This window comes from Listeria sp. LM90SB2, from assembly GCF_028867355.1.
GTDB lineage: Bacteria > Bacillota > Bacilli > Lactobacillales > Listeriaceae > Listeria > Listeria monocytogenes_B.
Genome location: NZ_CP046449.1, coordinates 2,423,725 through 2,446,564 on the forward strand (window position 1 = coordinate 2,423,725; position 22,840 = coordinate 2,446,564).

The 22,840-nt window shown below is 34.9% G+C and carries 23 protein-coding genes; 12 read left to right on the plus strand and 11 right to left on the minus strand.

Annotation, left to right across the window (positions count from 1 at the left end):
• Genes GL301_RS11970 through GL301_RS11995 form a run of 6 tightly spaced genes read right to left on the minus strand, consistent with a single transcriptional unit; the run spans position 1 to position 5,797 of the window.
• Positions 1–573: an anthranilate synthase component II gene (locus GL301_RS11970; RefSeq protein WP_003734837.1), complete on the minus strand. Its 573-nt coding sequence runs from the start codon at positions 571–573 to the stop codon at positions 1–3.
• Entirely contained in the window at positions 548–1,957 is a 1,410-nt protein-coding gene (locus GL301_RS11975) for an anthranilate synthase component I family protein (protein WP_003734838.1), read from the minus strand. Before GL301_RS11975 ends, GL301_RS11970 begins: the two co-directional genes overlap by 26 nt.
• Positions 1,944–3,170: an ATP-grasp domain-containing protein gene (locus GL301_RS11980; RefSeq protein ID WP_003734839.1), complete on the minus strand. Its 1,227-nt coding sequence runs from the start codon at positions 3,168–3,170 to the stop codon at positions 1,944–1,946. The genes GL301_RS11975 and GL301_RS11980 overlap by 14 nt, the downstream gene beginning before the upstream one ends.
• On the minus strand, positions 3,163–4,410 hold the full coding sequence (locus tag GL301_RS11985) for an ATP-grasp domain-containing protein (RefSeq protein ID WP_061106812.1): 1,248 nt from the start codon (positions 4,408–4,410) through the stop codon (positions 3,163–3,165). The genes GL301_RS11980 and GL301_RS11985 overlap by 8 nt, the downstream gene beginning before the upstream one ends.
• Positions 4,407–4,697 carry a chorismate mutase gene (locus GL301_RS11990; RefSeq protein ID WP_003734841.1) on the minus strand — a complete coding sequence of 97 codons (291 nt, stop codon included), beginning with the start codon at positions 4,695–4,697 and terminating at the stop codon, positions 4,407–4,409. Before GL301_RS11990 ends, GL301_RS11985 begins: the two co-directional genes overlap by 4 nt.
• 17 nt (positions 4,698–4,714) lie before the next feature.
• Positions 4,715–5,797, minus strand: a complete 1,083-nt coding sequence (locus GL301_RS11995; protein ID WP_014929114.1) for a U32 family peptidase — start codon at positions 5,795–5,797, stop codon at positions 4,715–4,717.
• Between the two features lie 164 nt (positions 5,798–5,961).
• Here GL301_RS11995 and GL301_RS12000 point away from each other — a divergent pair, with 164 nt between their 5' ends.
• On the plus strand, positions 5,962–7,683 hold the full coding sequence (locus GL301_RS12000; protein WP_223196937.1) for an ABC transporter substrate-binding protein: 1,722 nt from the start codon (positions 5,962–5,964) through the stop codon (positions 7,681–7,683).
• Positions 7,684–7,723: 40 nt separating this feature from the next.
• Here the strand turns inward: GL301_RS12000 and GL301_RS12005 are convergent, their stop codons facing one another.
• Complete coding sequence (locus tag GL301_RS12005) at positions 7,724–8,308, minus strand: peptidylprolyl isomerase (protein WP_003726864.1); 585 nt, start codon at positions 8,306–8,308, stop codon at positions 7,724–7,726.
• A 231-nt stretch (positions 8,309–8,539) separates the two neighbouring features.
• On the opposite strand from GL301_RS12005, the gene GL301_RS12010 reads away from it, so the two are divergent.
• The 8 genes from GL301_RS12010 (at position 8,540) to mnhG (ending at position 16,084) form a co-directional block, all read left to right on the plus strand.
• Positions 8,540–9,751 (plus strand): lmo2377 family MFS transporter, encoded by a 1,212-nt coding sequence (locus tag GL301_RS12010; RefSeq protein ID WP_003728411.1) that lies wholly within the window; start codon positions 8,540–8,542, stop codon positions 9,749–9,751.
• A gap of 344 nt (positions 9,752–10,095) precedes the next feature.
• Positions 10,096–12,504, plus strand: coding sequence for a Na+/H+ antiporter subunit A (locus tag GL301_RS12015; protein ID WP_274758805.1), 2,409 nt, complete (start codon positions 10,096–10,098; stop codon positions 12,502–12,504).
• Positions 12,488–12,913, plus strand: a complete 426-nt coding sequence (locus tag GL301_RS12020) for a Na(+)/H(+) antiporter subunit B (protein WP_003769105.1) — start codon at positions 12,488–12,490, stop codon at positions 12,911–12,913. The genes GL301_RS12015 and GL301_RS12020 overlap by 17 nt, the downstream gene beginning before the upstream one ends.
• Positions 12,913–13,260: a Na(+)/H(+) antiporter subunit C gene (locus GL301_RS12025; RefSeq protein ID WP_003722406.1), complete on the plus strand. Its 348-nt coding sequence runs from the start codon at positions 12,913–12,915 to the stop codon at positions 13,258–13,260. The genes GL301_RS12020 and GL301_RS12025 overlap by 1 nt, the downstream gene beginning before the upstream one ends.
• Entirely contained in the window at positions 13,253–14,737 is a 1,485-nt protein-coding gene (locus GL301_RS12030) for a Na+/H+ antiporter subunit D (protein WP_012681431.1), read from the plus strand. Before GL301_RS12025 ends, GL301_RS12030 begins: the two co-directional genes overlap by 8 nt.
• 6 nt (positions 14,738–14,743) lie before the next feature.
• Positions 14,744–15,223, plus strand: a complete 480-nt coding sequence (locus GL301_RS12035) for a Na+/H+ antiporter subunit E (protein WP_003722408.1) — start codon at positions 14,744–14,746, stop codon at positions 15,221–15,223.
• Entirely contained in the window at positions 15,220–15,507 is a 288-nt protein-coding gene (locus GL301_RS12040) for a Na(+)/H(+) antiporter subunit F1 (protein WP_003722409.1), read from the plus strand. The genes GL301_RS12035 and GL301_RS12040 overlap by 4 nt, the downstream gene beginning before the upstream one ends.
• Positions 15,491–16,084 (plus strand): monovalent cation/H(+) antiporter subunit G, encoded by a 594-nt coding sequence (gene mnhG, locus GL301_RS12045; protein WP_003731683.1) that lies wholly within the window; start codon positions 15,491–15,493, stop codon positions 16,082–16,084. The genes GL301_RS12040 and mnhG overlap by 17 nt, the downstream gene beginning before the upstream one ends.
• A gap of 44 nt (positions 16,085–16,128) precedes the next feature.
• Here mnhG and menI read toward each other — a convergent pair whose 3' ends face one another.
• Complete coding sequence (menI, locus tag GL301_RS12050) at positions 16,129–16,500, minus strand: 1,4-dihydroxy-2-naphthoyl-CoA hydrolase MenI (RefSeq protein WP_003725580.1); 372 nt, start codon at positions 16,498–16,500, stop codon at positions 16,129–16,131.
• Between the two features lie 127 nt (positions 16,501–16,627).
• Between menI and GL301_RS12055 the strand changes: the two genes are divergently transcribed.
• Both GL301_RS12055 and GL301_RS12060 read left to right on the plus strand, forming a co-directional pair.
• Positions 16,628–17,101, plus strand: a complete 474-nt coding sequence (locus GL301_RS12055; RefSeq protein ID WP_003722412.1) for a divergent PAP2 family protein — start codon at positions 16,628–16,630, stop codon at positions 17,099–17,101.
• Between the two features lie 111 nt (positions 17,102–17,212).
• A complete protein-coding gene (locus GL301_RS12060) occupies positions 17,213–18,433 on the plus strand; it encodes a chloride channel protein (protein ID WP_003731682.1) in 1,221 nt (406 codons plus the stop codon).
• 26 nt (positions 18,434–18,459) lie between these two features.
• Here the strand turns inward: GL301_RS12060 and GL301_RS12065 are convergent, their stop codons facing one another.
• From GL301_RS12065 to GL301_RS12075, 3 genes are all read right to left on the minus strand, one after another.
• Complete coding sequence (locus tag GL301_RS12065; protein ID WP_003734932.1) at positions 18,460–19,089, minus strand: cyclic nucleotide-binding domain-containing protein; 630 nt, start codon at positions 19,087–19,089, stop codon at positions 18,460–18,462.
• A 137-nt stretch (positions 19,090–19,226) separates the two neighbouring features.
• Entirely contained in the window at positions 19,227–20,045 is an 819-nt protein-coding gene (locus GL301_RS12070; RefSeq protein WP_003734933.1) for a YwqG family protein, read from the minus strand.
• A gap of 84 nt (positions 20,046–20,129) precedes the next feature.
• Positions 20,130–21,341 (minus strand): NAD(P)/FAD-dependent oxidoreductase, encoded by a 1,212-nt coding sequence (locus tag GL301_RS12075; RefSeq protein WP_003725584.1) that lies wholly within the window; start codon positions 21,339–21,341, stop codon positions 20,130–20,132.
• Positions 21,342–21,790: 449 nt separating this feature from the next.
• On the opposite strand from GL301_RS12075, the gene GL301_RS12080 reads away from it, so the two are divergent.
• Positions 21,791–22,786 (plus strand): NAD(P)/FAD-dependent oxidoreductase, encoded by a 996-nt coding sequence (locus tag GL301_RS12080; protein WP_010959039.1) that lies wholly within the window; start codon positions 21,791–21,793, stop codon positions 22,784–22,786.
• Positions 22,787–22,840 lie beyond the last annotated feature (54 nt).

Genomic DNA, 22,840 nt, shown 5'->3' on the forward strand with positions numbered 1-22,840 from the left:
CTACCTTTCACTTAAAACAAAATTTTGAATCATTTTAAATCCTTGTTCAGTTAGAATGGACTCTGGATGAAACTGAACCCCTTCAATATTATAGATACAATGCCTAACTCCCATTATTAAACCATCAATTGTCCGAGAAGTTATTTTTAATTCTTTTCCTGGGAAATTATTCTCACTAATAATCAAGGAATGATATCTAGCAACATTCGTTTTCGACTGTATATCTTCAAATATCCCACTGTTATCATGCACTATTTGTGTTGCTTTGCCATGACAAATATAAGGTGCATGCTTTATTTCTCCGCCAAAAAATTCAGCAATTATTTGATGACCTAAACAAACTCCTAAAATAGGAATTTCACCTTTGAAATATTCTATAACTTTTTTTGTTTTTTCATAATCCTTTGGAGCTTTTGGTCCTGGTGAGAGTATTATCTTACTAATATTTTCTGTTTTAACATCACTAATCGAAAGTTTGTCATAATTTATTACTTTAACTTTGGAAGTCAATTCAAGTACATATTGCATCAAATTATATGTGAATGAATCATTGTGATCTATTATTAGAATCATATCTTTTCTCCTTAAATATAGTAGACCTGTTACTCAATCCAGCGAGTATAGCCTCCCCCTTATCAAGCGTTTCTTGGTACTCTTTTGTTTCTACTGAATCAAAGACTATTCCACCACCAAGTGATAAACTAGCATTGTTTTTATCAAGAAAGATTGTTCTTATCAATATATTTAAATCAAAATCCATACTTCCAAAAGAAACTCTACCTAATGCTCCTGTATACAATGATCTTTTTACAGTTTCACTTTCTACAATTACTTCCATTGCTCTCTTTTTCGGACAACCCGTTATTGAGCCCCCAGGAAAAGTTTCATATATTATTTTGCCAAAAGTAATTTCCTCATTTACTTCAGCCGAAATTTTAGAAACTAACTGTAATACTGATGCATATTTTTCAATAAACATTAAGTCTTCTACATGAACAGTTCCTGGTTTCGCAATTTTGCCAATATCATTTCTAAGTAAATCAACAATCATCGTATTTTCTGATCGTTCTTTTTCTGAATTCAGAAGACTTTCGTAATTTTTTTGTTCTTCTATTTTATTAATACCTCGTGGGCGGGTACCTTTTATTGGTTCAGTTTTCAATTTATTTTTCCTCTTTTTTAAAAAGCATTCCGGACTTGTTGATAAAATTGCCAAGCTATTATTTTTAAAATATGCTGAATAAGGCGCCGGATTTGATTTTCTAATTTTACTATATATTTCTATTGGTTGTTCATTATTTGTCCATGTGAATTTCTGACTCATATTAACTTGATAAATATGTCCTTCATAAATATAATTTTTGATTTCCTTAATTTTTTCAATATAATGATTGTATTTGAAATTACTTTTTATTTTATTTGTATAATCTGTTTCAAGTATATTTTTGCATACTTGAGTATCTTTAAGTTTGATTTCTCGTTTAAATCTCAAAATCAAATCATCCTTACTCATGACAAAATCATTAATATTTATATATACATAATTTTCAGTATGACAATCATAAATTAAATTATCTTTACAAACATATATAGCAACATCGAAGAAAGAATCCTGTTTCTCTTTATTATTTGTAATTCCCATAATACTTTCACCAAAATCATAACTTAAATAAATATATAGATTTGGCATTAAATCTACTTCCTCATCTTCGTTTATAATAGAAGACCACTTATCAATAAATGTATCAATTTCTTCAATTATTTTTTCTGCTTTTTTCTCTCCTAAGAATAACTCAAGTGAATCAATGACATTCCATCCAATATAACTTTTCTCTTCTTTTCCAATTGAGCTAGAATTATCCAAGAAAAAAATATTTTTATTTTTTTTATCTAAACTTCTTACTAAATTAAATACATCGCTGTTTTGATATTTAAAACGAGTGCTATTTATCTTCATAATTTTCCTCCACTTTTACGTAAGTATCAAAATTAAGGTGAATGTTTTTGAATTTTCTTATCATGTCATCTAAATTATCAGCGTGAACAAAAATATCTCCCATTCTCTCATGTGCTGCAATAGGTGTTTCTATCCTTTGGCCAATATCTACTAAGTAATTAATTTTTATTATATCTTTCATATCTATTTCTTTTTCACTTAAAAGTGAAGTTACTATTCCATTGCTATAAATAGGTATCTGTAAAGAACCCGTGACTCCATTGAGCATTTTTATATCTGGAATAAATTTTTCTCCAATTTCTACAGCAACAAAACTATCAATGATATCAATATTAGTTTGAATCTTCAAATTTTCTGGAACTGCACTTCCGGCAGGTCTAATAGCAATCTCACAAAAACATATTTCTCTATCGTTTTTAAAACATTCCAAATGTGTAACACCATTTTTCACTTCTAAAGCTTTGAGAATTTCACTATTATACTCAATTAGTTCTTTAAAAAGAACAGTATTTGCATCTAAAGCAATAGTTCCAACAAAATTATACTTACGGAAATCAATTAAAGGCATTGAATACATACTGGCATGCGCAAATTTAATTTCCCCATCCTGAATAATTGCATCAATATGATACTCTTCTCCTTGTATAGATTCTTCTAATAAAATCCCTTTTGAAAAGTGATACTGCTCTTTTTCTCGGTTGAATTTTTCGTAATATTCTAACCAATCTTTTTCTGTCTTTATTCTCTTAACTCCGACAGAGCCCATACCTTGTTTAGGTTTGGCTATGACTTCTACAAATTTTTCTAGAAATTGGTAGCCTGTTTCACTTTTTTTAACATCAATATAGTTAGGTACCCTAAACTTTTTTTCTAGTAAAATATCTTTCATTATTGCTTTATCACGAAACTTTTCAATTTCATCCGGACCAATTCCAACAATTGACAATTTAGCTCTCAGTTCAGCAGCAGTACGAACTCCTTTTTCTCCTGGAGATATAATTGCTTTAATCTTACTTTTATCAAAACCAGCTAAAATCATAACTATTTTTTCTGTATCAGCTAAATTATCCAAATGAAAAAAATAGTCACATAAATTTAAATTTGGAGTAGGCATTTGTTTGTCTACGAATACAATTGTTTTTAAGCCTCTTTGTTTAATAGCTATAAGAACTTCTTCTCTCCGCCCAAGACAAACACAAAATTCCTCATGCATGCGTATCATCCTTCATCATAATTTTAGCATTTCTTTGTAACAACAAAACGGACCTTTCTACTGATTCGAAATTATCAGAATTAAAATAAGCAAACAACGCCAATCTTCCTCGGTTATCATCAAGTTTTTCCACCAGACTATTGGGTTCAATTTTATATTCCATATCTAAAAAATTTTTATCGTTAATTAAATTTTCTATATTTTTAAACCCCAAAAATATTCCTTTCTTAGGTGCATGAATAAATCGAATATATCCATAACCATTTCCTTTAAATACTTGATTATATTTTTCGCCTATACAATTTTCAATTATTATTTTATAAAAGTCTACATTCAAGACTTTACTAAGCATTTCGGCAATAAACCCTCCACCAACTCTCGGATTCAATTCAATTAAATGAATTCCATCATTGTTCACTTTTATTTCAGTATGTGTAATCCCTGTATTTATATCAAAAATTTTATGAATTTTATTTACGTATGAAATAATTTCTTTTTTTTCTATATTACTCAAGCTTATTGCTGGCATAATATGACCATTTTCAACATTTTCAAATTTTTCATTGAATATCTTTTCAGTAATCATTATTGAATTTACGTTTCCTTCTTCGACAATACTTTCTACTGAAAATTCCTTTCCTTCAATATAGGGTTCAACTAATATTTGCTCAGAAAAAACTGGTCCTAGTATGCTATAATTAAGATTACTCGTATGTTTTTTAAATGATACTAACAAGTCATCTAATGAATTTACTCTTTCTACATTTATGCTTCCAAATCCATTTAGAGGTTTCACTATACATGGATAGTCCAAATTATCCTTATGTTTTATGATTTCATCTTTTGAAGAAAATTTAAAATAGTTTGCTTCAAACATTTCCATCTCCTTCATTATCTCTCTAGTCTTTTCTTTTGATGTAGTATTTTTTATAGCTTCAGTTCCAAAAAAGGGTAAGTTTAATCTTTTAGAAACTAAATTTACGAGAGAAGGTAGAAACACATGGCCAGCTAACACGCCATCAAATGGGATCTTTCTATAAAATTCTGTTATTTTTGCAAGACTATATTCTTCTCGAAAGTAATCGATTTGAATATAATAATCTATATTGGATTTTTCAGTAATACTCAATTCCTCTTCAGCTGTTGTCGCTGCAAGAATAACTTCATAACCTAATCTTTTTGAATGCTCCATATATTTTCTACCAAAAATATAATTTCCAATAATCAAGATTCTTTTCATTTATTATTCACCTCCGCTTTAAATATGTCTTCTTCTAGCCTACATGACTGTGAAACTATTAGTTTAAAAATATCCTCAATAAATTCTTGATCTATTTGCATTTTTCTAGCAATTTCTTTTCTTTCATTCATTAATTCAGATATTCTATCTTCTTGCATAATATTAATTTTTTTATCTGATTTTATTTTGCCTATTGATTGTACAATCAAATTGCGTGCTTTGATATTTCTAATTAACTTAAAATCAATTTCATTGATAAGTTTTCTGTATTCTTTAATCGTTTCCAAATAAAAACGCCTCCTAATTATAGCTTTTCTATTTTTTTTGCTTGATAATCTATATTGGATAAATGTCTTTCCCTAAACGCTTCATCAATAGAAATGGCCCTCTTCGCAAAAGAATAACAATGTTTACATTTTTCACCACATTCAAGTTTATTACATTCACCTGTTAGAAATTTAGTTAAATGTTTAGTTAATTTGGAATTATCAATAAAAACACTATCTAAATATTGGTAAGGATCCGAAACATCATGATAACCAAAATGTTGTATTAAATCTAACAAATTCCCATTATATTTTCTATCTGTATATGCTTTACAACGCTTCACTAATAATTCTGTAGGAGTTGCACGATCAATTATTTTTATATTGTTATACCCCAATTCCTCGTAGTTTTGAACATCCTCCGGTCTAATAATATCTGAAATTAAATAATTTACTGGGTCTAATACTCTCTTTTTTGAACACCCTAAATAACAATAATCCTCATTGATTTTATTTCCTTTCACGCGTGAAGATTGTCCTAGAAAAGCTTGATGATAAGGTAGCATAGGACATTCATAAAGGCAATTATTATTAACAATCAGTTCTAAATCAATATTAGTTGAATTTCTTAAATCTTTTAGAAGACTAAAATTTCTATTAACTGTCATTGGATCTAATACTATGCAATCTGCTCCCATTTCTTCCCAACTTCTGATTTTACTAACAGAGTTAACACAAACACTAGAAGAAATCTTTACTTCCATTTTTGGATAATTTTTCTTCACGTATTGTAATAAAATAGGAATTGATACAGTTAAAGAATCCACCTCTATTTCATATAACCAATTAAGAAGCTCCTTCAGTTCATTTTTCCCACGTTGAGTAAATTCTTCATTACTCAAAAATGGATTATTAAAGGTATAATTAAACGTTAAGTTATTTTCATGTGCTTGCTTTACATGCTCTGCAACTTTTTTTTGATCTATAAAGTTTAAATTAGTAGTTTCTAAGCCTCCTCCTACAAAATCATTTGTTAATTTTCCAAACAAATTAGTTACATTAGTTCCTTTAATACCTTCGATTAATTTACCGTCAAAATTAGTTGCTACTGATATTTTCATTTTTTCCCTCCTTGTCATTTTAAGAAATCTTGTATTGAATTAAGCAACTTCGTTCAATAAATGAAATTTTTTATCTCCACTAAATTATCTTATTTATTAGAATTTAAAAAAAGTGTATAATGATAGAAAAAGGTACCCCTTTTATTAGTTAGGAAGTGAACAATTTGAAAGATCTGAATTATTTTGAATTAAGATCTATACTCCATGAGCACGAAATAGACAACATCGTTCATTTCAGTATAGGAAGTCTTGCTGAAACATGGTACTATTCCAAACAAAATGTAAAAAAAAAACTTAAAAAATATGAAGAAAGAAACTTATTAGAGTATATTCCAGGAAAAGGGCGAGGTAATTTATCGACAATAATTTTCAGGAATAATTTTCATTCTGAAGTATATAATGTATTAACTAATTGCATTGAAAATAATGATATTAAGTTTGCACTCCAACTATCTCAATTATCAATACCTCAAGATTGGTTCTCTCCATTTTTAGAAAAGATACACACCCTTTTTAATGATGGTAGTAAAAATGAAGATAATATTCTTAGATTTATAATTAATAGAAAAATCACTGTACTAGACCCAACAACTGTTTCCTTGCATTTCGAGGCTTCCTTAATCAAACAAATAAGCAATACACTAGTTAACTATAATGAAGAAGAAGATATATTTACCCCTTCAGTTGCAATTGATTGGTCTCACAATGAAAAATTCACAACATGGAACTTCAACATTAGAAAAAATATTTTATTCCATAACGAAAAAAGATTAAACGGTAATGATATTCTCTTTACATTTGAAGAAGCTATAAAAAGCAGTACTGGAAAATGGTTACTGTGTAATTTAAAAAATATGTATTGCACCTCTGAATTTTCTGTACATTTTGAATTCAAAACACCTGAGCCAGCCTTTTTAAAATTAGTAACACATTATTCACTTGTAATTAGACCTGTTCTTTCAAACAGTAAAAGCTTTATCGGCTGTGGGCAGTTTAAGCTTATCGAAAGTAAAAGTAATTACGTATGCCTAAAAAGTTTTTCAAAATATTTTAAAGAACTCCCTCTTATAGATGGAGTAGAATTCTGGTTAATGAATTCTAATTTCAAAAAATGGCTAATTGTCCCACAGAAAAAAAATATCACTACTAACACTAATGCTATTAACCCCATAGGAGTAACAAGATCTGGAGTATCTTATTTAATTTTCAATAAAAATAAAGCAAATCCAGTTGAACCTTTTATAATAAATTATTTAAAAGCCGCCTTTAATTCATTGCATTTTGTGTCTGAATTATATGATAATAAAACACCTAAGGCCTACAGTTATTTTTATAAGAATTCTAAAACTAAAGAACAAGCTTCCAAAAATGATTGGGTTGATACTTTCAATTTCCCAGATGACTCAGATAGAACAATTCAATTAGCAGTTTATGATCATCCTAGATTCATACGTGAAGCCTCATGGTTAAAAAAACAAGCTGCTTCTTTTAAAATCAAATTAGAAATAAAAACATATTCATTCAATGATGATTTTTTCACAGAGAAAATTATACTTGATTCTGATATAGTCTTAGCAACAGATATTCCTGTAACTGATATTGAATTAGGCTATCTCGATTTTTTATTAAACAAAAATTTGTTATTTCAAAAATTTATCAATAAAACACAAAAAAACACTATAAATTCACTCACTGATAAATATAGAACTTCTGTTTCTTTCGAACAAAAAGCTATCTTAATAAATCAAATTGAAGATTACATTAATCAAGAAAATATACTTATTTATTTATATCATCCATTAAAATACTATGATATCCATAGCTTCATCAATGGGGTGGAATTTGATAGTAATGGTAATATCGCTTTAGATAAATTGTGGTGGTGAATAAAAAAAGAGCACTTTCATAGAAAGTGCTCTTCATTCATTATTTAATATTAATCTTCTCAATCACAACATCATTCACTGGTTTGTCTTGCATGCCAGTTGGTAGGTTGGCGATTTCGTCTACTACGTCCATGCCTTCGATTACGTGACCGAAAACTGTGTGGCGGCCGTCTAACCATGGTGTTCCGCCTTGTTTGTATGCTTCGATAATTTCTACTGGGAATCCAGCTTGTTCCATTTGACCAAGCATGTCAGCAGGCATATCTGGTTTTTGAACGATGAAAAATTGGCTGCCGTTTGTGTTTGGACCAGCGTTTGCCATGGATAAAGCTCCGCGTAAGTTGAAAGCTTCTGTAGAGAATTCATCTTCAAAAGATTCGCCCCAAATACTTTCGCCACCAGTACCACGGCCGTCTGGGTCGCCACCTTGGATCATGAATTCAGGAATAACACGGTGGAAAATAAGGCCATCATAGTAGCCGTTTTTGGAATGTGTAACAAAGTTTTCTACTGTTTTTGGTGCAATTTCAGGGAACAATTTGATGCGGATAGTTCCTCGGTTTGTAATCATTTCTGCTTCAATTTCGTTAGGTGCCACTTCTTTTGATAATTGTGGGTAAGTCATATTGTAAAAACTCCTTCTTTTGTTTAAATTTATTGTTTACTAACGTAGCCAAATAATAAGCAAATTAACAACGACAGCAATCAGATACAGTACTAGTATAACAGCTGAAACCCAAATGACAATTTTTTTAACCAAAAATGCACATCCTTCACTTTATTTTTCATTCGCTATCTTTTATTCTATAATGAAAAGGACAGTTTTAACAATAATACGAATAGAGATGATTCTTTTATGACAACTCGAACACGGAATTTGTACATCTTAATGCTGGCAAACCTGTTGATGTCAGCCAGTATGACAATGATTATGCCTTTTTTATCTCTTTACATTGAAACATTTGGTGATTATAGCAATGCTTACGTGCAAAGGTGGGCCGGTTATATTTTTGGCGTAACATTTTTAATTGCCTTTATCTTTTCGCCGATTTGGGGACGTATTGGTGATAAGCACGGTTATAAAGGGATTTTGATTCTGACTTCAGTTGGTTTATCGATTTGTATTTTTCTGATGGGATTTGCGCATTCTGTCACTTACTTACTGATTTTACGAATTTTCATGGGGGTTGTGACTGGCTTTATTGGCGTTAGTAATGCCTTTATTGCACGGCAAACTCCTCGTAATGAAGCTGGAAAAATTCTCGGTACTTTGCAACTCGGAGGCGTGACTGGGATGCTGTTTGGTCCCTTGATTGGCGGCGCGATGGCGGATTTATTTGGCTTTAAAGATACCTTTACAATTACCGGAATTGCGATGATGGTTGCGGCTTTAATTGTCGCTTTTGGTGTCAAGGAAATTCGTACAGAAGAACAAAAAGAAGCTGCCAAAGTCGTTTATTCTCGTCGTGCAGTTTTAAAACAAATTTTTACGCTACGAGTTCTATTCACGGTGATGGTTATTACAGCACTTATCCAAATTGCGAACTTTAGTGTTCAACCGTTGCTTGCGCTTTATGTAGGAGATATGACGCAATCAGACAATATTGCTTTCTTGTCCGGGCTGGCGTTTTCTGCGACGGGATTCGGGAACTTGGTGATGACGCGAAAATGGGGACAGCTTGGAGACAAATATGGGTATGAGAAAATACTAAATATATTGTTGATTATGGCGGCTGTTTTTGTTATTCCACAGGCATTCGCGACGAATCTTTGGGTGTTTATCTTCTTCCGCTTTTTATTCGGGATTGCGATTGGTGGTATGGTGCCATGTACGACAGCTTATATTCGGCTTGCGGCGCCTGGTGTTATGCAAGGCGAAATGCTTGGCTATAATCAAAGTGCTCGCTTTTTAGGAAATGTTATCGGACCAATCCTCGGTGGGACGCTCGCTGGTTTCACAGGAATTCCGAGTGTGTTCTTATTTATGAGTTTTATGTTCCTCGTGGCATTTTTCATTTTGCTTTATGCCCTTCATTCCGACCGGAAACGGCATGTGAACGTGGATTGAATTTGACAAACCTAAGTTTTTTCTTAGGTTTGTTTTTTTGTTCTTCCTATTAAATTGTTTTTTAAATTTCGGTAAATTGATTTATAAAGTTAAGTTTCCTGCCTTTTTTTCAGATAAAAAAGTATGTTATAATAAAAAATATAAAAAGTACGGCGTTTATTTGGGTACTTCGTGAATAGTAAAGTTGTTGAAATTTGATGAGTTAGCACGGTTTTCTAAAATTTTAGTTATAACTATGTTTCATTAAATGTAAGTACTTGCTTAAAAAATAATGATTTCCTGTTTTTATTTTCACATTTCCAGGATGAGTTTCCGTATAAAAATTCTTCGAGGAGGAGCCGATTTTGTCATTTCTTCATCTAGCAATTGTTCTGCCATTTATTGTGGCACTGCTAATTCCACTTTTTTACCGGTGGACCAAACAAGTTCATACTGGCTGGTTAGTACTTCCAATTCCAGTGATTTTGTTTATTTACTTCTTAACATTTATCCCAAAAACGATGGACGGGGCAACGATTGTTTCAATGCCTTGGATTCCGCGACTTGGGATTAATTTTACGGTAGTAGTAGATGGGCTTAGTTTGCTTTTTGCGCTACTTATTACGGGGATTGGTTCACTCGTTACCTTTTACTCTATTTATTATTTAGGGAAAAAGAAAGAACGACTTAGCAATTTCTATACATTTTTATTTATTTTTATGACGGCAATGCTCGGGGTTGTCTTGAGTGATAACTTGATTGTGTTGTATCTTTTCTGGGAGCTTACTTCCATTAGTTCGTTCTTATTGATTGGGTATTGGTATCATCGTGAGCGTTCACGGTACGGGGCTCGTAAATCGATGATGATTACAGTCTTCGGCGGACTGATGATGCTTGGCGGATTTATTTTGCTTCATATTATGAGCGATTCTTTTTCCATTCGGGAGATTATTAGTAACGCGGATGTAATTAGTAATAATAGTTTATTCATTCCTGCGATGATTCTTATCTTGCTCGGGGCATTTACGAAATCTGCGCAAGTTCCATTCCATATTTGGTTGCCAGATGCGATGGAAGCTCCTACTCCGGTCAGTGCCTACCTCCACTCTGCTACGATGGTAAAAGCTGGGATTTATATTGTCGCTCGGTTCACGCCACTATTTGCAAGTTCGGGTGTATGGTTTTGGACGGTATCACTCGTTGGGATTACGACCCTTTTCTGGGGTTCACTTAATGCCACGAAGAAAAATGATTTAAAAGCAATTTTGGCTTATTCGACGATAAGTCAGCTTGGTCTCATTATGGCGCTTCTTGGTGTCGGTGCTGCCTCCCTTCACTTTGACACGCTTAGTGATGATATTTATGTGATGGCGATTGTCGCAGCTGTATTCCATCTATTTAATCACGCGACATTTAAAGGTAGTTTGTTTATGATGGTTGGGATTGTCGATCATGAAACAGGGACGCGGGATATTAGGCGACTTGGTGGCTTAATGCGAGTTATGCCGATTACGGCGACGATTGCGTTTATCGGAACTTTCGCAATGGCCGGTATTCCACCGTTTAATGGATTTCTAAGTAAAGAGATGTTTTTTGAAAGCATGGTAAATATTACGCAATTGCAATTGTTTGATGCAAGTACTTGGGGCGTTCTGCTCCCTGTTGTAGCTTGGGTTGCTAGTGTGTTTACGTTTGTTTATAGTATGATTATTTTCTTTAAAACATTTACTGGAAAAGTGAAACCGTACTTACTTCCGAAAAAACCGCATGAAGCGCCATTCGGACTACTTTTACCACCGATTATTTTATCGATTTTCGTGGTTGGTATTGGTCTCTTCCCTAATTTAATTGCGGAGCCGATTTTGGAGCCTGCTGTAAGAGCAATTGTTCCTGGGCTTTCTACGGATTTCTCGATTCATATTAGTTTGTGGCACGGCTTTACGCCTGCTCTGTTAATGACGTTCGGTGTTGTTGCAGTGGGGATTGTCTTGTTTCTTACACATAAATACTGGAAACCTTGGATTACGACTAAGGTTCCAAAAGCACTTCGAATTGGGAAAACGTATGATAATGGGATGTATTATTTAGAACAAGGCTCGTATCGTATGACAATGTTTATTATGACTGGTTGGCTTCGGACTTACTTGAATTACATGTTATCGGCTTTTATTTTAATGATGGCTTCGGTCATGATTTTCACACAAGCACTTGATTTCAATTTCTCAAGTATGACGAAAGTGACAGTTGTTGATTTTGTTTTAGCGGCAGTGATTTTAGTGACGTTGGTTGGGATTGTCTTTTCCAAATCGCGGATTACTTCGATTATTTTACTTGGAGCAATGGGATACACGATTAGTATTTTCTTTGTTATCTCTAGAGCACCAGACCTTGCTTTAACACAGCTTATTATTGAAACTATTTCCGTTGTGCTTTATCTACTTGTGTTTTATCATCTTCCTCAGTTTAGTAATATTGAGGAAAAGCCGAAATGGTTATCAATGAAGACATTTTTGAGTATCGGGGTTGGTGTAATTATCACCCTTGTCTCTCTTTCAGCGTATAATACAACATTTTATGATTCGATTTCGAAGTACTATGTGGACAATGCTTATGTGGAAGCGGCGGGACGAAATATTGTAAATGTTATCTTAGTTGACTTCCGTGGTTTTGATACGATGTTTGAGACAGCTGTGCTTTCGATTGCGGCGATTGGTATTTACGCGATGATTAAATTACGACTGACGAAACGAGGTGAGAATGATGAAAACGAATGATGTTCTACTGAGAAATGTAACGAAAGTAGTTGCTTTCATTATTTTCTTATTCTCACTCCATTTATTCTTTGCAGGACATTATAATCCTGGTGGCGGGTTTGTGGCCGGGCTTACAACGGCTGGCGCAATTACATTAACGCTACTTGCTTATGATACAAAAACGGTGGCTAGTATGCTTAATATCAATACGATTATGCTTACCGGGGTTGGGCTTGTATTCGCCCTTGGTACTGGGATGATTGGGATTTTTACAGGAGACCCTTTCTTAACGCATAAATTTGGTCATGTTGATTTGCCCATTTTAGGAGATACTGCGTTACACACGGCGACTTTGTTTGACCTTGGGGTTTACTTAGTTGTTGTCGGTGTAACACTTACGATAATTCAAACGATTGGGGAGAGTGACTGATGGAACTATTAATGTCTATATTAATCGGCTTGATTTTTGCAGCTGCTGTCTACTTAATTCTCTCTAAAAGTTTGCTACGGATTATTATTGGAACGGCTGTCCTAAGCCACGGTGTCAATTTGCTTGTACTTACGATGGGTGGACTGAAAAAAGGTCGCGTGCCAATTCTTGGTACACCGGGAGCGGGAACGTATAATGATCCCCTTCCACAAGCACTTATTTTGACTGCGATTGTTATAAGCTTTGGTGTAACTGCCTTTTTCCTTGTTCTTGCTTATAGAGCGTATCAGGAGCTTGATAGCGAGAGTGTATCCAAGACGAGAGGACATGAAGCCGATGATGAATAATATAATTTTAATGCCGATTTTGATACCTTTCCTTGGAGCAATTACGTTAATGTTGCTTCCGAAAAAAGTAATCATTCAACGGGTATTCGCCCTTATTTTTAGTGGTATTTTGGTTGTAGCGACACTTGGACTTGTATTTTATATTCGAGAAAACGGGATTACAACTGTGAATATTGGTAACTGGGCGGCTCCTTTTGGGATTACGATGGTTGGCGATATGCTTGCTGTCTTGCTTACGGCAACGACGAGTATTGTTTTATTCTGCGTGATTCTTTATTCTTTTTATACGATTGGGAAACCACGAGAGAAATTTCTTTATTATCCAGCGATTCTCTTTATGATTGTTGGGGTTAATGGTTCGTTTTTAACTGGCGATATTTTTAATATGTTCGTATTCTTTGAAGTTATGTTGATGGCGTCTTATGTACTACTTGTCATTGGTGGGACTCAAGTTCAGCTCAAAGCGACGATTAAATACTTGTTGATTAATGTGGTTGGTTCCGGATTTTTCGTTGTAGCAATTGCGCTACTTTATTCGATGATTGGAACGCTCAACATGGCAGATATTTCGCAAAAAATCACGGACTTAAATGGTGCAAATACAGGAATGATTAGCGTTGTCGCGGTTCTGTTCTTGTTTGTATTCGGACTAAAAGCCGGACTATTCCCGCTTTACTTCTGGCTACCAGGATCTTACTTTGCTCCACCAATTCCGGTGCTTGCTTTGTTCGGTGGACTTCTGACAAAAGTTGGGGTTTATGCAATTATCCGGACATACACACTATTTTTCAGTTCGTTAACAGATTTTGTTGTTCCGCTACTTGGAATTCTCGCGATTGTGACGATTGTTCTTGGGGTTATTGGGGCAATTAGTTACTATGATATGAAAACGATTGTGATTTATAATATTATGATTGCGATTGGTGTTATTCTGTTTAGCGTTTCGATTATGACACGCGAATCAATGACTGGTGCTGTCTTTTACTTGATTCACGATATGATTATTAAAGCCGCGCTGTTCCTTATTGTCGGGATTGTGATGGCGATTACTGGTTATTCTAGTGTAAAAAAATTCAGTGGGTTGATGAGCGTGAAGCCTTCGCTCGGTTGGATTTTCTTCATTGCTACTCTTGGCCTTGCAGGAATTCCACCTCTTAGCGGCTTCATTGGAAAATTATTGATTGTGGAAGGTGCTTTCTCTGCCGGTCAAATAGTCGGCGGAATAATCATCTTACTATCCAGCTTATTCGTCCTTATGTCTTTAATCAAAGTCTTTACAAAAGGCTTCTGGGGCGAGAAAAAAGGCGTATTCAATTTACAAATTCCGTATAAAAAAATGCTTGTGCCAGTAGTTATTCTACTTGCGATTTCGATTGGTTATGGTGTGTTTAGTAATGCAATTTATCCGTTTATTGAACAGGCGGTTGACCCTCTTGTTGACCCTTCTGTTTATATCCATGCGGTGATAAAGGAGTGATAAAAGATGGCTTTTCAACTTATTCTTAATATAATACTTGCTTGTTTGTGGATGTTTCTTGAGTCATCATTTAGTTTTGCAACATTTATCATTGGCTTTATCATCGGGATTTTCTTGCTATTCTTTATGCGACGTTTCCTTGGATCAAGATTTTACCTTTTCCGGTTATTCGCCCTTGTCAAACTGGTTTTCCGCTTTTTGCATGATTTAATTGTTTCTACAGTTCATGTAAGTCGGATTGTTTTAAAGAAAGACATGAACATTCGACCGGGGATTTTCAGATATGATACGACGCTTGAGACAGACTGGGAAGTGACGATGCTCGCACTACTGATTACGTTAACGCCCGGGACACTTTCGATTGATATTTCGGATGATTATAAAGCAATCTATGTCCACTCGCTTCACGTCCCTAATATTGAAGAAGAAATTGCAACAATTCGTAAGTCTTATGAAGGCGCGATTATGGAGGTGTTCCACGGATGATTATTCAAATCGCTTTATCCATTGGTTTACTTCTCTATTCGATTTCAACTTTCTTATATCTTTACCGTATTTTAAAAGGACCAACTACTTCTGACAAAGTGGTGGCGCTGGATTCTATTGGAATGAACTTAGTGGCCATTGTAGCGCTACTTTCGATGTTTTATGATACGCATGCCTTTTTGGATGTTATTTTACTTATTGCGCTTCTTGCATTTATCGGAACGGTTTCCTTTGCCAAATTTATTGAGAAAGGGAAGGTGATTGATCGTGAACGTGATAATTGAGATTATTATTTCTATTATGATTTTAATTGGCGGTTTGCTTAGTATTCTTGCCGCAATCGGGGTTATCAGATTGCCTGACGTGTACACTAGAACGCATGCTGCCGGGATTAGTAATACTTTTGGTGTTAGCTTACTTCTGTTTGCAACGGTTGGTTACTTTTTCCACTCAGGCGAAGGTTTTAATGCACGAGTACTTCTGGCCGTATTGTTTATTTTCTTAACTACACCAGTGGCTTCTCACCTTATTAACCGGGCTGCTTATGATACCGGTGTTCCGCTAGCTATTCGAATTCGTGACCAATTGCGTTCGGTGAAAAAAGACGATATTAAGAAAAAGAAAAATCTTATTATCCGTCAAGAACAAATTGAAAAAGCACGACAAGAACGGGAAGAATTGGAAGAACGAATGGAATGGGAACGACGCGAAGAAAAAATCGATGAGCGTGAAGATCAAGAAGAACAAGAACGGGAACGCGAGGAACAAACGATTGAAGAACAGTCGGATGATTCCGAGCATGAAATCATCGAGCAGGATGAAAGTGAAACTGAATCAGACGATGATAAAACGGAGAAATAAAAAAAGCATGGCGCGAGTTCATCAATTGACCTCTGCCATGCTTTTTATTTTCGTTTCTTTTTGACTGCTATGGTACATCTGCTAATACAAATTAGTTTTTCCGTTTCGTCAGTGATTTTAATTTCCCATACTTGGGTACTTTTGCCAAGGTGGATTGCTTCTGCAGTCGCTGTTACTAATCCTTCTTGTTTTGATGCCAAGTGATTGGCATTAATTTCTAAACCAAAGACGATTTCATCGGGTTCGATTGATTTAGCAGCACCAATACTTGCTGCATGTTCCGCTAAAACAACAGAAACCCCTCCATGCAAATAGCCAAACGGTTGATGGACTTTTTCTGTCACTTCTAATTGAACAACGGCTTTTCCTTTTTCTACTGAAACAATTTCAATGCCAATAGTTTCTTGAAGTCCCATATGTTCCCTTCTTTCCGAATTTGATTTATACTTTATTATATAAGAGTTGGTAGAAAAACTCTAGAAAAGGTTTTTAATAAGCTCATTGTGGTAAAATAAGAATAGACTTTTTGACAGGAGAGATTTGATGTCGATATTTACGAATACACCATTAATTGCATCTATTATTGCGATTGTGTTTGCCCAAGTGGTCAAAGTTCCGATTCATATTTTAGTATACCGGAAGTTTAACCTCGGACTAATGTTTTCCACTGGTGGTATGCCTAGCTCTCACTCGGCTGCGGTTACTGCGCTAATGACAACACTCGCAATTGAATACGGGCTCGATTCACCTTATTTCGCGATTGCTGTTGTATTTGGTATTATCGTGATGTTCGATGCGACTGGCGTTAGAAGACAAGCCGGTGAACAAGCAGTTGTTTTAAACAAATTAGTAACGGATTTCCAAGACTTCGTGGAACATGCAAAAGGGCTCGCGGCACCTGAACAAGAAGAAAAAACGAAGCATTTAAAAGAATTACTTGGCCATAAACCGATGGAAGTTTTCTTCGGAGCACTTACCGGGATTGCGATTGGATTCATTTTAGAAATGTTTATGTAAATGAAAAGTTGACTCCTTGTAGTCAACTTTTTTTGTTTGTCGTTAGTTTACAGCTTTATGTTAGAGGGAAAATCATGATATCAACAGATTTTACAAAAGGGGCGAGTTTCAGTGAAAAAGGTAACACTTATTTTTGGCATTTATACTTTTATCCTCGGAATCATAGTGGGAATAATTGCCGCTTTATTTTTAGCAATGGTTCATTTTGCCACGACTTTTTTATGGGATTATCTTCCTAATCAGTTTGATTTTTCATGGTATTATCCTCTACTAATCGGTTTGATTGGGAGTTTTTTTGTAGGAATGGTTCAGCTGAAATTTGGTGACTATCCGCGGTCGATGCATGACAATGTTGCTGAGGCGAAGAAAACAGGACGGATGGAATATCGCAAAGTTCTGTTTCCTACGATACTTAGCGCTTGGATTATTTTAACATTTGGGGCGAGCGTTGGTCCGGAAGCTGCTTTGATTGGTATTGTTGGTGGTGCCACGACTTGGATTATTGACCATTTAAAATTATCTATGGCGCATAAGGAAGAACTTGTTAGTTTGAGTGTCGGCGCGATTATTTCCAGTATTTTCCACGCTCCGTTTAGCGGACTAGCCGAGGAAATTGATGAAAGTAGTCAAGCGAAGAAAATTCCCAAAAACTCTAAATTAGTGTTGTCGCTTCTTATTTCTTTTAGCGCGCTCGGATCTTTCCTTTGGCTGAAATCCTTTTTAAAAATGCCAGCGAGTATTTTTGCGATTCGGCTACCTGACATGGGTTGGTCTTGGTGGTTTATTTTACTTTTTATCCCTATGATTATTCTTGGATGGCTCTTTAGTGTTTATTTCCAGCAATTGCAAGTCTATATCGCGAAGGCAGCTTCTGTCATTAAAAATAAAATGGTCGCGGCGGTTATTGGCGGTTTGAGCATTGGTTTATTTGGGATAATTTCTTCCTTCATGTTATTTTCCGGTGAGCATCAGCTGATTGAATTGACAACAACTGTCCAAAATTATTCGATTCCCTTTTTACTTATTATCGCCTTGTTAAAACCTGTTTTGGTCGCTATTTGTTTAGCAACTGGCTGGAATGGCGGTGCAATTTTCCCGGCGATTTTTACTAGTACGATTATGGGGTACATAGCAACATTTTGGATGGATGGATCAACTGGTTTCTTAATCACTATTTTTGTTACTGCAAGTTGTACAAAAATCATAGGAAAACCGGTTCTAACTGCCTCTATTTTATTATTTATATTCCCACTTCAATTCTTTCCATTTATTTTATTAACTGCATTTATAGTGAATAGAAATTGGTTAGTTAACTTCAAAAAAACAGCATAAAAACTAAGGAGAAATCCTTAGTTTTTTTATGCTGATTTTTTTATATAGAATCTTCCTTTTTTTTCTTTTAATACTTCCTTATCGAGGAGAAGTATTATTTTTTCGTTTAGTTGTTTGCGAGATATTTTGCCGTATTTCGCCATTTTTATCTTATTAATATATTTAGGTATTTGTTGGTAGCCATTTTCACTTTCAATTTCTAATTTGTCACATAGGTACTGGAGGGCATAGACTATTCTTTCTTCTGCGGACAAGTCATACTTAATTAACTCATTATAAAGGTTCTTATTGTTTATTAATGTTTCTTCTAAAAGCCACTCCATATAAGAAGGCTTATTGGTAGCATAGTTTAAGAAATATTCCCTATCAATAAAAATTAAGGAAACATCTGTATCACAAACTAATCTTAATTCATTTTCTCCGCTAATTTTGGCAACTTGTTGGTTAATTATATCTCCATTAGAAAAAAAATGAAGTATCTGGAATTTTTTATTTTCCACATGAAGAATTCCATTTGTTATAATAATAAATTCATCTTGAAAAGTTTCACTATCAATTTTCTTGTTTTTAGAAAGTTTTTCAAAGCGAACCCATTTATCTTGTAATTTATATTTATCCAATTCTCGGATCATTTCTTTTACTTTTTCATTAAACAAATGTATCTCCTCCTACTAGTTTTACTTAGTTTAGCAGGATTAGAGTTAAGACCTATGTGGAAATTACACACTATTTTGGTATCTTTATATAGATTTTATTACAGTGGATATATCTATATTCAAAAAATAGTACTTCTTTATGAGCAATCCCAGTTATACATAATGTTAGAAAAATCACGATTGATTAAATCTTGTTTATTGATGAAGAAGTTCGCAACACCGCAGTCGCCCCACATAATTGCCATTCTACTCTCATCAAAATCCTCAGATGCTAATTGAAACAAAAGCGTGTCATGATGCGGGTTTTCTGTATACATACGCGGATCTTCTTGTGTAAAAAAAGGATATCCGCCAATTTGACTACATTCTTTACCCAGTTGATATAATGCTTCAGATTTATCTTCATCCTCCGCGAAAATTTGGTCAGCCAGCTCATAAAAATTACTTCCAAATTCATTTTCAAAATCAAAGCTATCTTGTAATAGAATCTGATCTGAAACTTGCCCAGCTATTTTAAACTCACCATTAACAACGGGGTAAAAGTCCGACTTTGCTACATCTTCAAAAAATGCATCTTGTTCTTCAGCAGTTAAGCTCTCACTTCCCAAGTCATCAAAGAAAAACACTCGAAAACCTTCTTGGCTCGTTGGATTTTCAAAATTAAGTCCGTACAAATCATCTTGATAATCCACATAAAAAGCGAGTAAGCCAAATTCCGGATAATTTTCCATTTGTGGCATTTCTGAAAAATTAATTTGTGTTAATAAAGACAGCGGTTTACCTTCTTCGGTCACTGGATAGCCATGCTCTCTCGGCAAGTAACCACGCCCACCAGCTTTACTTTGCAACAATGAAAGCTTACCAACATCCTTAAAATGCAGTTCTATACGCTCTTTCTCTGTTTCTAAAAATCGTTCGGCCCATTCACTAGGAAGTATATCAAAAAGTTGTTCCATGACTTACCTTCTTTCTTTTTTTCTAATTATAACATGAAAAAAGCGCCATATCTGACAAAAGCAGATACAGCGCTTCTTGAGTTTTTATTTATAGAATTTGAATTTACCTTTACTTGCCAAGACGCCTGAACCACCAATTAGTAATAGCGCGCGGTCATCAATGACTTTTTTCATAACGGAAGCTGGATAGCCTTTCAAGTTTTTACCGAAAACGACACCAATTGCATCGTTATCGCCTAGAGAGCAAACTGTTCCTTTTTCATGATAAACAAAGTCTTGTAGATCTGTTTCGCCTTTAACTAATTTAGCTAAGTTCACTGCAGCCACATCGGCTTGTTGCATTGCGATTTGGGCAGTTGGTGGGAATGGACGGTCGTTTGCTGGGTTGATGATTAGTGAGCAGTCACCAACAATTAAAATTTCCTCGTTACCAGGAACAGTTAAATTGTTGTTTACTTTCACACGACCACGACCAGCTTCAAAGCCAGATGCTTCAATTACGCTATTGCCACGAACACCTGCAGCCCAAATAATGGTTGCTGCTTTGATTTCACGAACTTCATTTTCACTTTCCGCATATTTTACGCCATCAGCGGTAGCTTCTTTGACTGGTTTACCGACATGGAATTCTACGCCGCGATCTTCCAGTACACCAACACCATAATCAACCAGTTTCGCATCAAATTGTGGTAATACTTTTGGAGCTGCTTCCATACAATAAATGCGCACTTTTTCGCGAGGCACATCGTACTCTTTCACTAGTTCTGGAATGCGATTAGTTAATTCCCCAAGAAACTCAATTCCAGTAAAGCCAGCGCCACCAACGATAATTGTTAATAATTCATCGCGTGGATCTGTTTTCCATTTAGCAAATTGCGCTTCAATGTGCGCACGGATTTTTTTGACGGATTCTACACTTGTAATAGTGAAGGCATATTCTTTCAAACCACTGATTCCAAATGTTTCTGCTTCTGACCCAAGAGCAATTAATAAATAGTCATAGCTGATATCGCCATTTGCATCTAGTGTGACTGTTTTTTCGTCTTTATTAATTTTTACTACAGTATCTTGGATAAATGTAGTTTTCGTATTGTTTACGACTTTATCAAGTGGATACATTAGTTTTTCTGGCTCAATTGTTCCAGCTGCTGCCTCGTGTAACCAAGTCGTTTCGTGGTGATAGTCATTCTTATTCACTAGAACGATTTCGGCTTCCAAGTTTCTTTGTTGTAACTTGCGTAAAGTTTTTAGTCCCCCGTATCCTGCTCCGAGAATGACAATTTTTGGTTTACTCATCTGTTATCACATCTACTTTCCCTTATATTTTTCTTCACAAAAAAAATTGCATTAAGAATTTCTTACTGCACCTATGTAGATTGCGCTAAAAATCTACTGCAAACAATGAATAAAGTGAAAATGGTAAGTACCAATATATTCCCTATTTCACAGCTTACAAACTATATCATAGACTTTTTCACATTCATTTTCAAGAAAGCGAACTCAAGGGTTTAAGCTTCTTTGTAGCATGGTTCGAGTGGTATACGATTTTTTTCACAATAAAGCTTTGAGATGACTTGGTTTTCGCAAAAATCTTTTATTTGACACATAATTGGTCTAGTTCATTTTTTCCATATTTTAATGGAGACAATCCCGTAAACATTCTTTTTCAACAATATATGCTAAAATATGCTTATTGCAACTTTAGCGATTTCATAGGGAAATTACGAACTAGGGGGTGATGTATTTTGGATGAAAAAACAAAAATTTATGATATCACGATCATTGGTGGTGGACCGGTTGGGCTATTTGCTGCGTTTTATGCCGGAATGCGCAATGCGAGTGTGAAAATAATAGAAAGTTTACCGCAATTAGGTGGACAACTTTCCACGCTTTATCCCGAGAAATATATTTATGATATTCCGGGCTATCCTGCTGTACGCGCACAGGAACTTGTTAATAACTTGATTCAACAAATGAAACCATTTGATCCAACCATTGCGCTAGAGGAAGCGGTTCAAAGCGTAGAAAAACAAGTTGATGGCACATTTGAAATCATCACGAAGAAAGATACACATTACAGTAAAGCTGTTATTATTACCGCTGGAAATGGCGCATTTGAACCAAGACGTTTGGATCTTCCAGAAGCAGAGCAATACGAAGGGAAAAACATTCATTATTTCATCAATGATTTAAGTCGCTTTTCGGGCCGTCGCGTTGCCGTTTGTGGTGGTGGGGATTCCGCAGTGGACTGGGCGCTCATGCTTGAAAAAGTAGCCAGTTCTGTCGCGATCGTTCATCGTCGCAATGCTTTCCGTGCGCACGAACATAGCGTAAACAATTTAGAAAAATCTTCCATTGCTATCAAAACACCATTTATCCCAACTGAAGTACTTGGTAACGGTGATAAATTAACGCATATTACTTTGCAAGAAGTCAAAGGTGATACAAGGGAAACACTGGAGATTGACGATTTCATCATTAACTATGGTTTCGTTTCTTCGCTTGGTCCAATTAAAAATTGGGGCCTAGAGCTAGAACGCAATTCGATTGTCGTTAATTCAAAAATGGAAACGAGTATCCCAGGAATTTATTGTGCAGGTGATATTTGCACGTATGACGGTAAAGTAAAACTAATCGCGACCGGATTCGGTGAAGCTCCAACAGCCATTAATAACGCGATGAATTTCATTGATCCAAAAACACGCGTGCAACCAATGCACTCCACATCTTTGTTCGAATAACAACCGAAACCACGAGGCGACTTGTGGTTTTATTTTTTACTCACCGGGAAAAGT

Excerpts from the sequence above, each read along its gene's own strand:
- GL301_RS12035 (WP_003722408.1), top strand. The coding sequence starts at position 14,744 with ATGGCTTTTCAACTTATTCTTAATATAATACTTGCTTGTTTGTGGATG.
- GL301_RS12005 (WP_003726864.1), bottom strand. The coding sequence starts at position 8,308 with ATGACTTACCCACAATTATCAAAAGAAGTGGCACCTAACGAAATTGAA.
- GL301_RS12075 (WP_003725584.1), bottom strand. The coding sequence starts at position 21,341 with ATGAGTAAACCAAAAATTGTCATTCTCGGAGCAGGATACGGGGGACTA.
- GL301_RS12030 (WP_012681431.1), top strand. The coding sequence starts at position 13,253 with ATGAATAATATAATTTTAATGCCGATTTTGATACCTTTCCTTGGAGCA.
- GL301_RS12070 (WP_003734933.1), bottom strand. The coding sequence starts at position 20,045 with ATGGAACAACTTTTTGATATACTTCCTAGTGAATGGGCCGAACGATTT.
- GL301_RS11970 (WP_003734837.1), bottom strand. The coding sequence starts at position 573 with ATGATTCTAATAATAGATCACAATGATTCATTCACATATAATTTGATG.
- GL301_RS12020 (WP_003769105.1), top strand. The coding sequence starts at position 12,488 with ATGATGAAAACGAATGATGTTCTACTGAGAAATGTAACGAAAGTAGTT.
- GL301_RS11980 (WP_003734839.1), bottom strand. The coding sequence starts at position 3,170 with ATGCATGAGGAATTTTGTGTTTGTCTTGGGCGGAGAGAAGAAGTTCTT.
- GL301_RS11985 (WP_061106812.1), bottom strand. The coding sequence starts at position 4,410 with ATGAAAAGAATCTTGATTATTGGAAATTATATTTTTGGTAGAAAATAT.
- GL301_RS11995 (WP_014929114.1), bottom strand. The coding sequence starts at position 5,797 with ATGAAAATATCAGTAGCAACTAATTTTGACGGTAAATTAATCGAAGGT.
- GL301_RS11975 (WP_003734838.1), bottom strand. The coding sequence starts at position 1,957 with ATGAAGATAAATAGCACTCGTTTTAAATATCAAAACAGCGATGTATTT.
- menI (WP_003725580.1), bottom strand. The coding sequence starts at position 16,500 with ATGGGACTTCAAGAAACTATTGGCATTGAAATTGTTTCAGTAGAAAAA.
- GL301_RS12055 (WP_003722412.1), top strand. The coding sequence starts at position 16,628 with ATGTCGATATTTACGAATACACCATTAATTGCATCTATTATTGCGATT.
- GL301_RS12040 (WP_003722409.1), top strand. The coding sequence starts at position 15,220 with ATGATTATTCAAATCGCTTTATCCATTGGTTTACTTCTCTATTCGATT.
- GL301_RS12010 (WP_003728411.1), top strand. The coding sequence starts at position 8,540 with ATGACAACTCGAACACGGAATTTGTACATCTTAATGCTGGCAAACCTG.
- GL301_RS12025 (WP_003722406.1), top strand. The coding sequence starts at position 12,913 with ATGGAACTATTAATGTCTATATTAATCGGCTTGATTTTTGCAGCTGCT.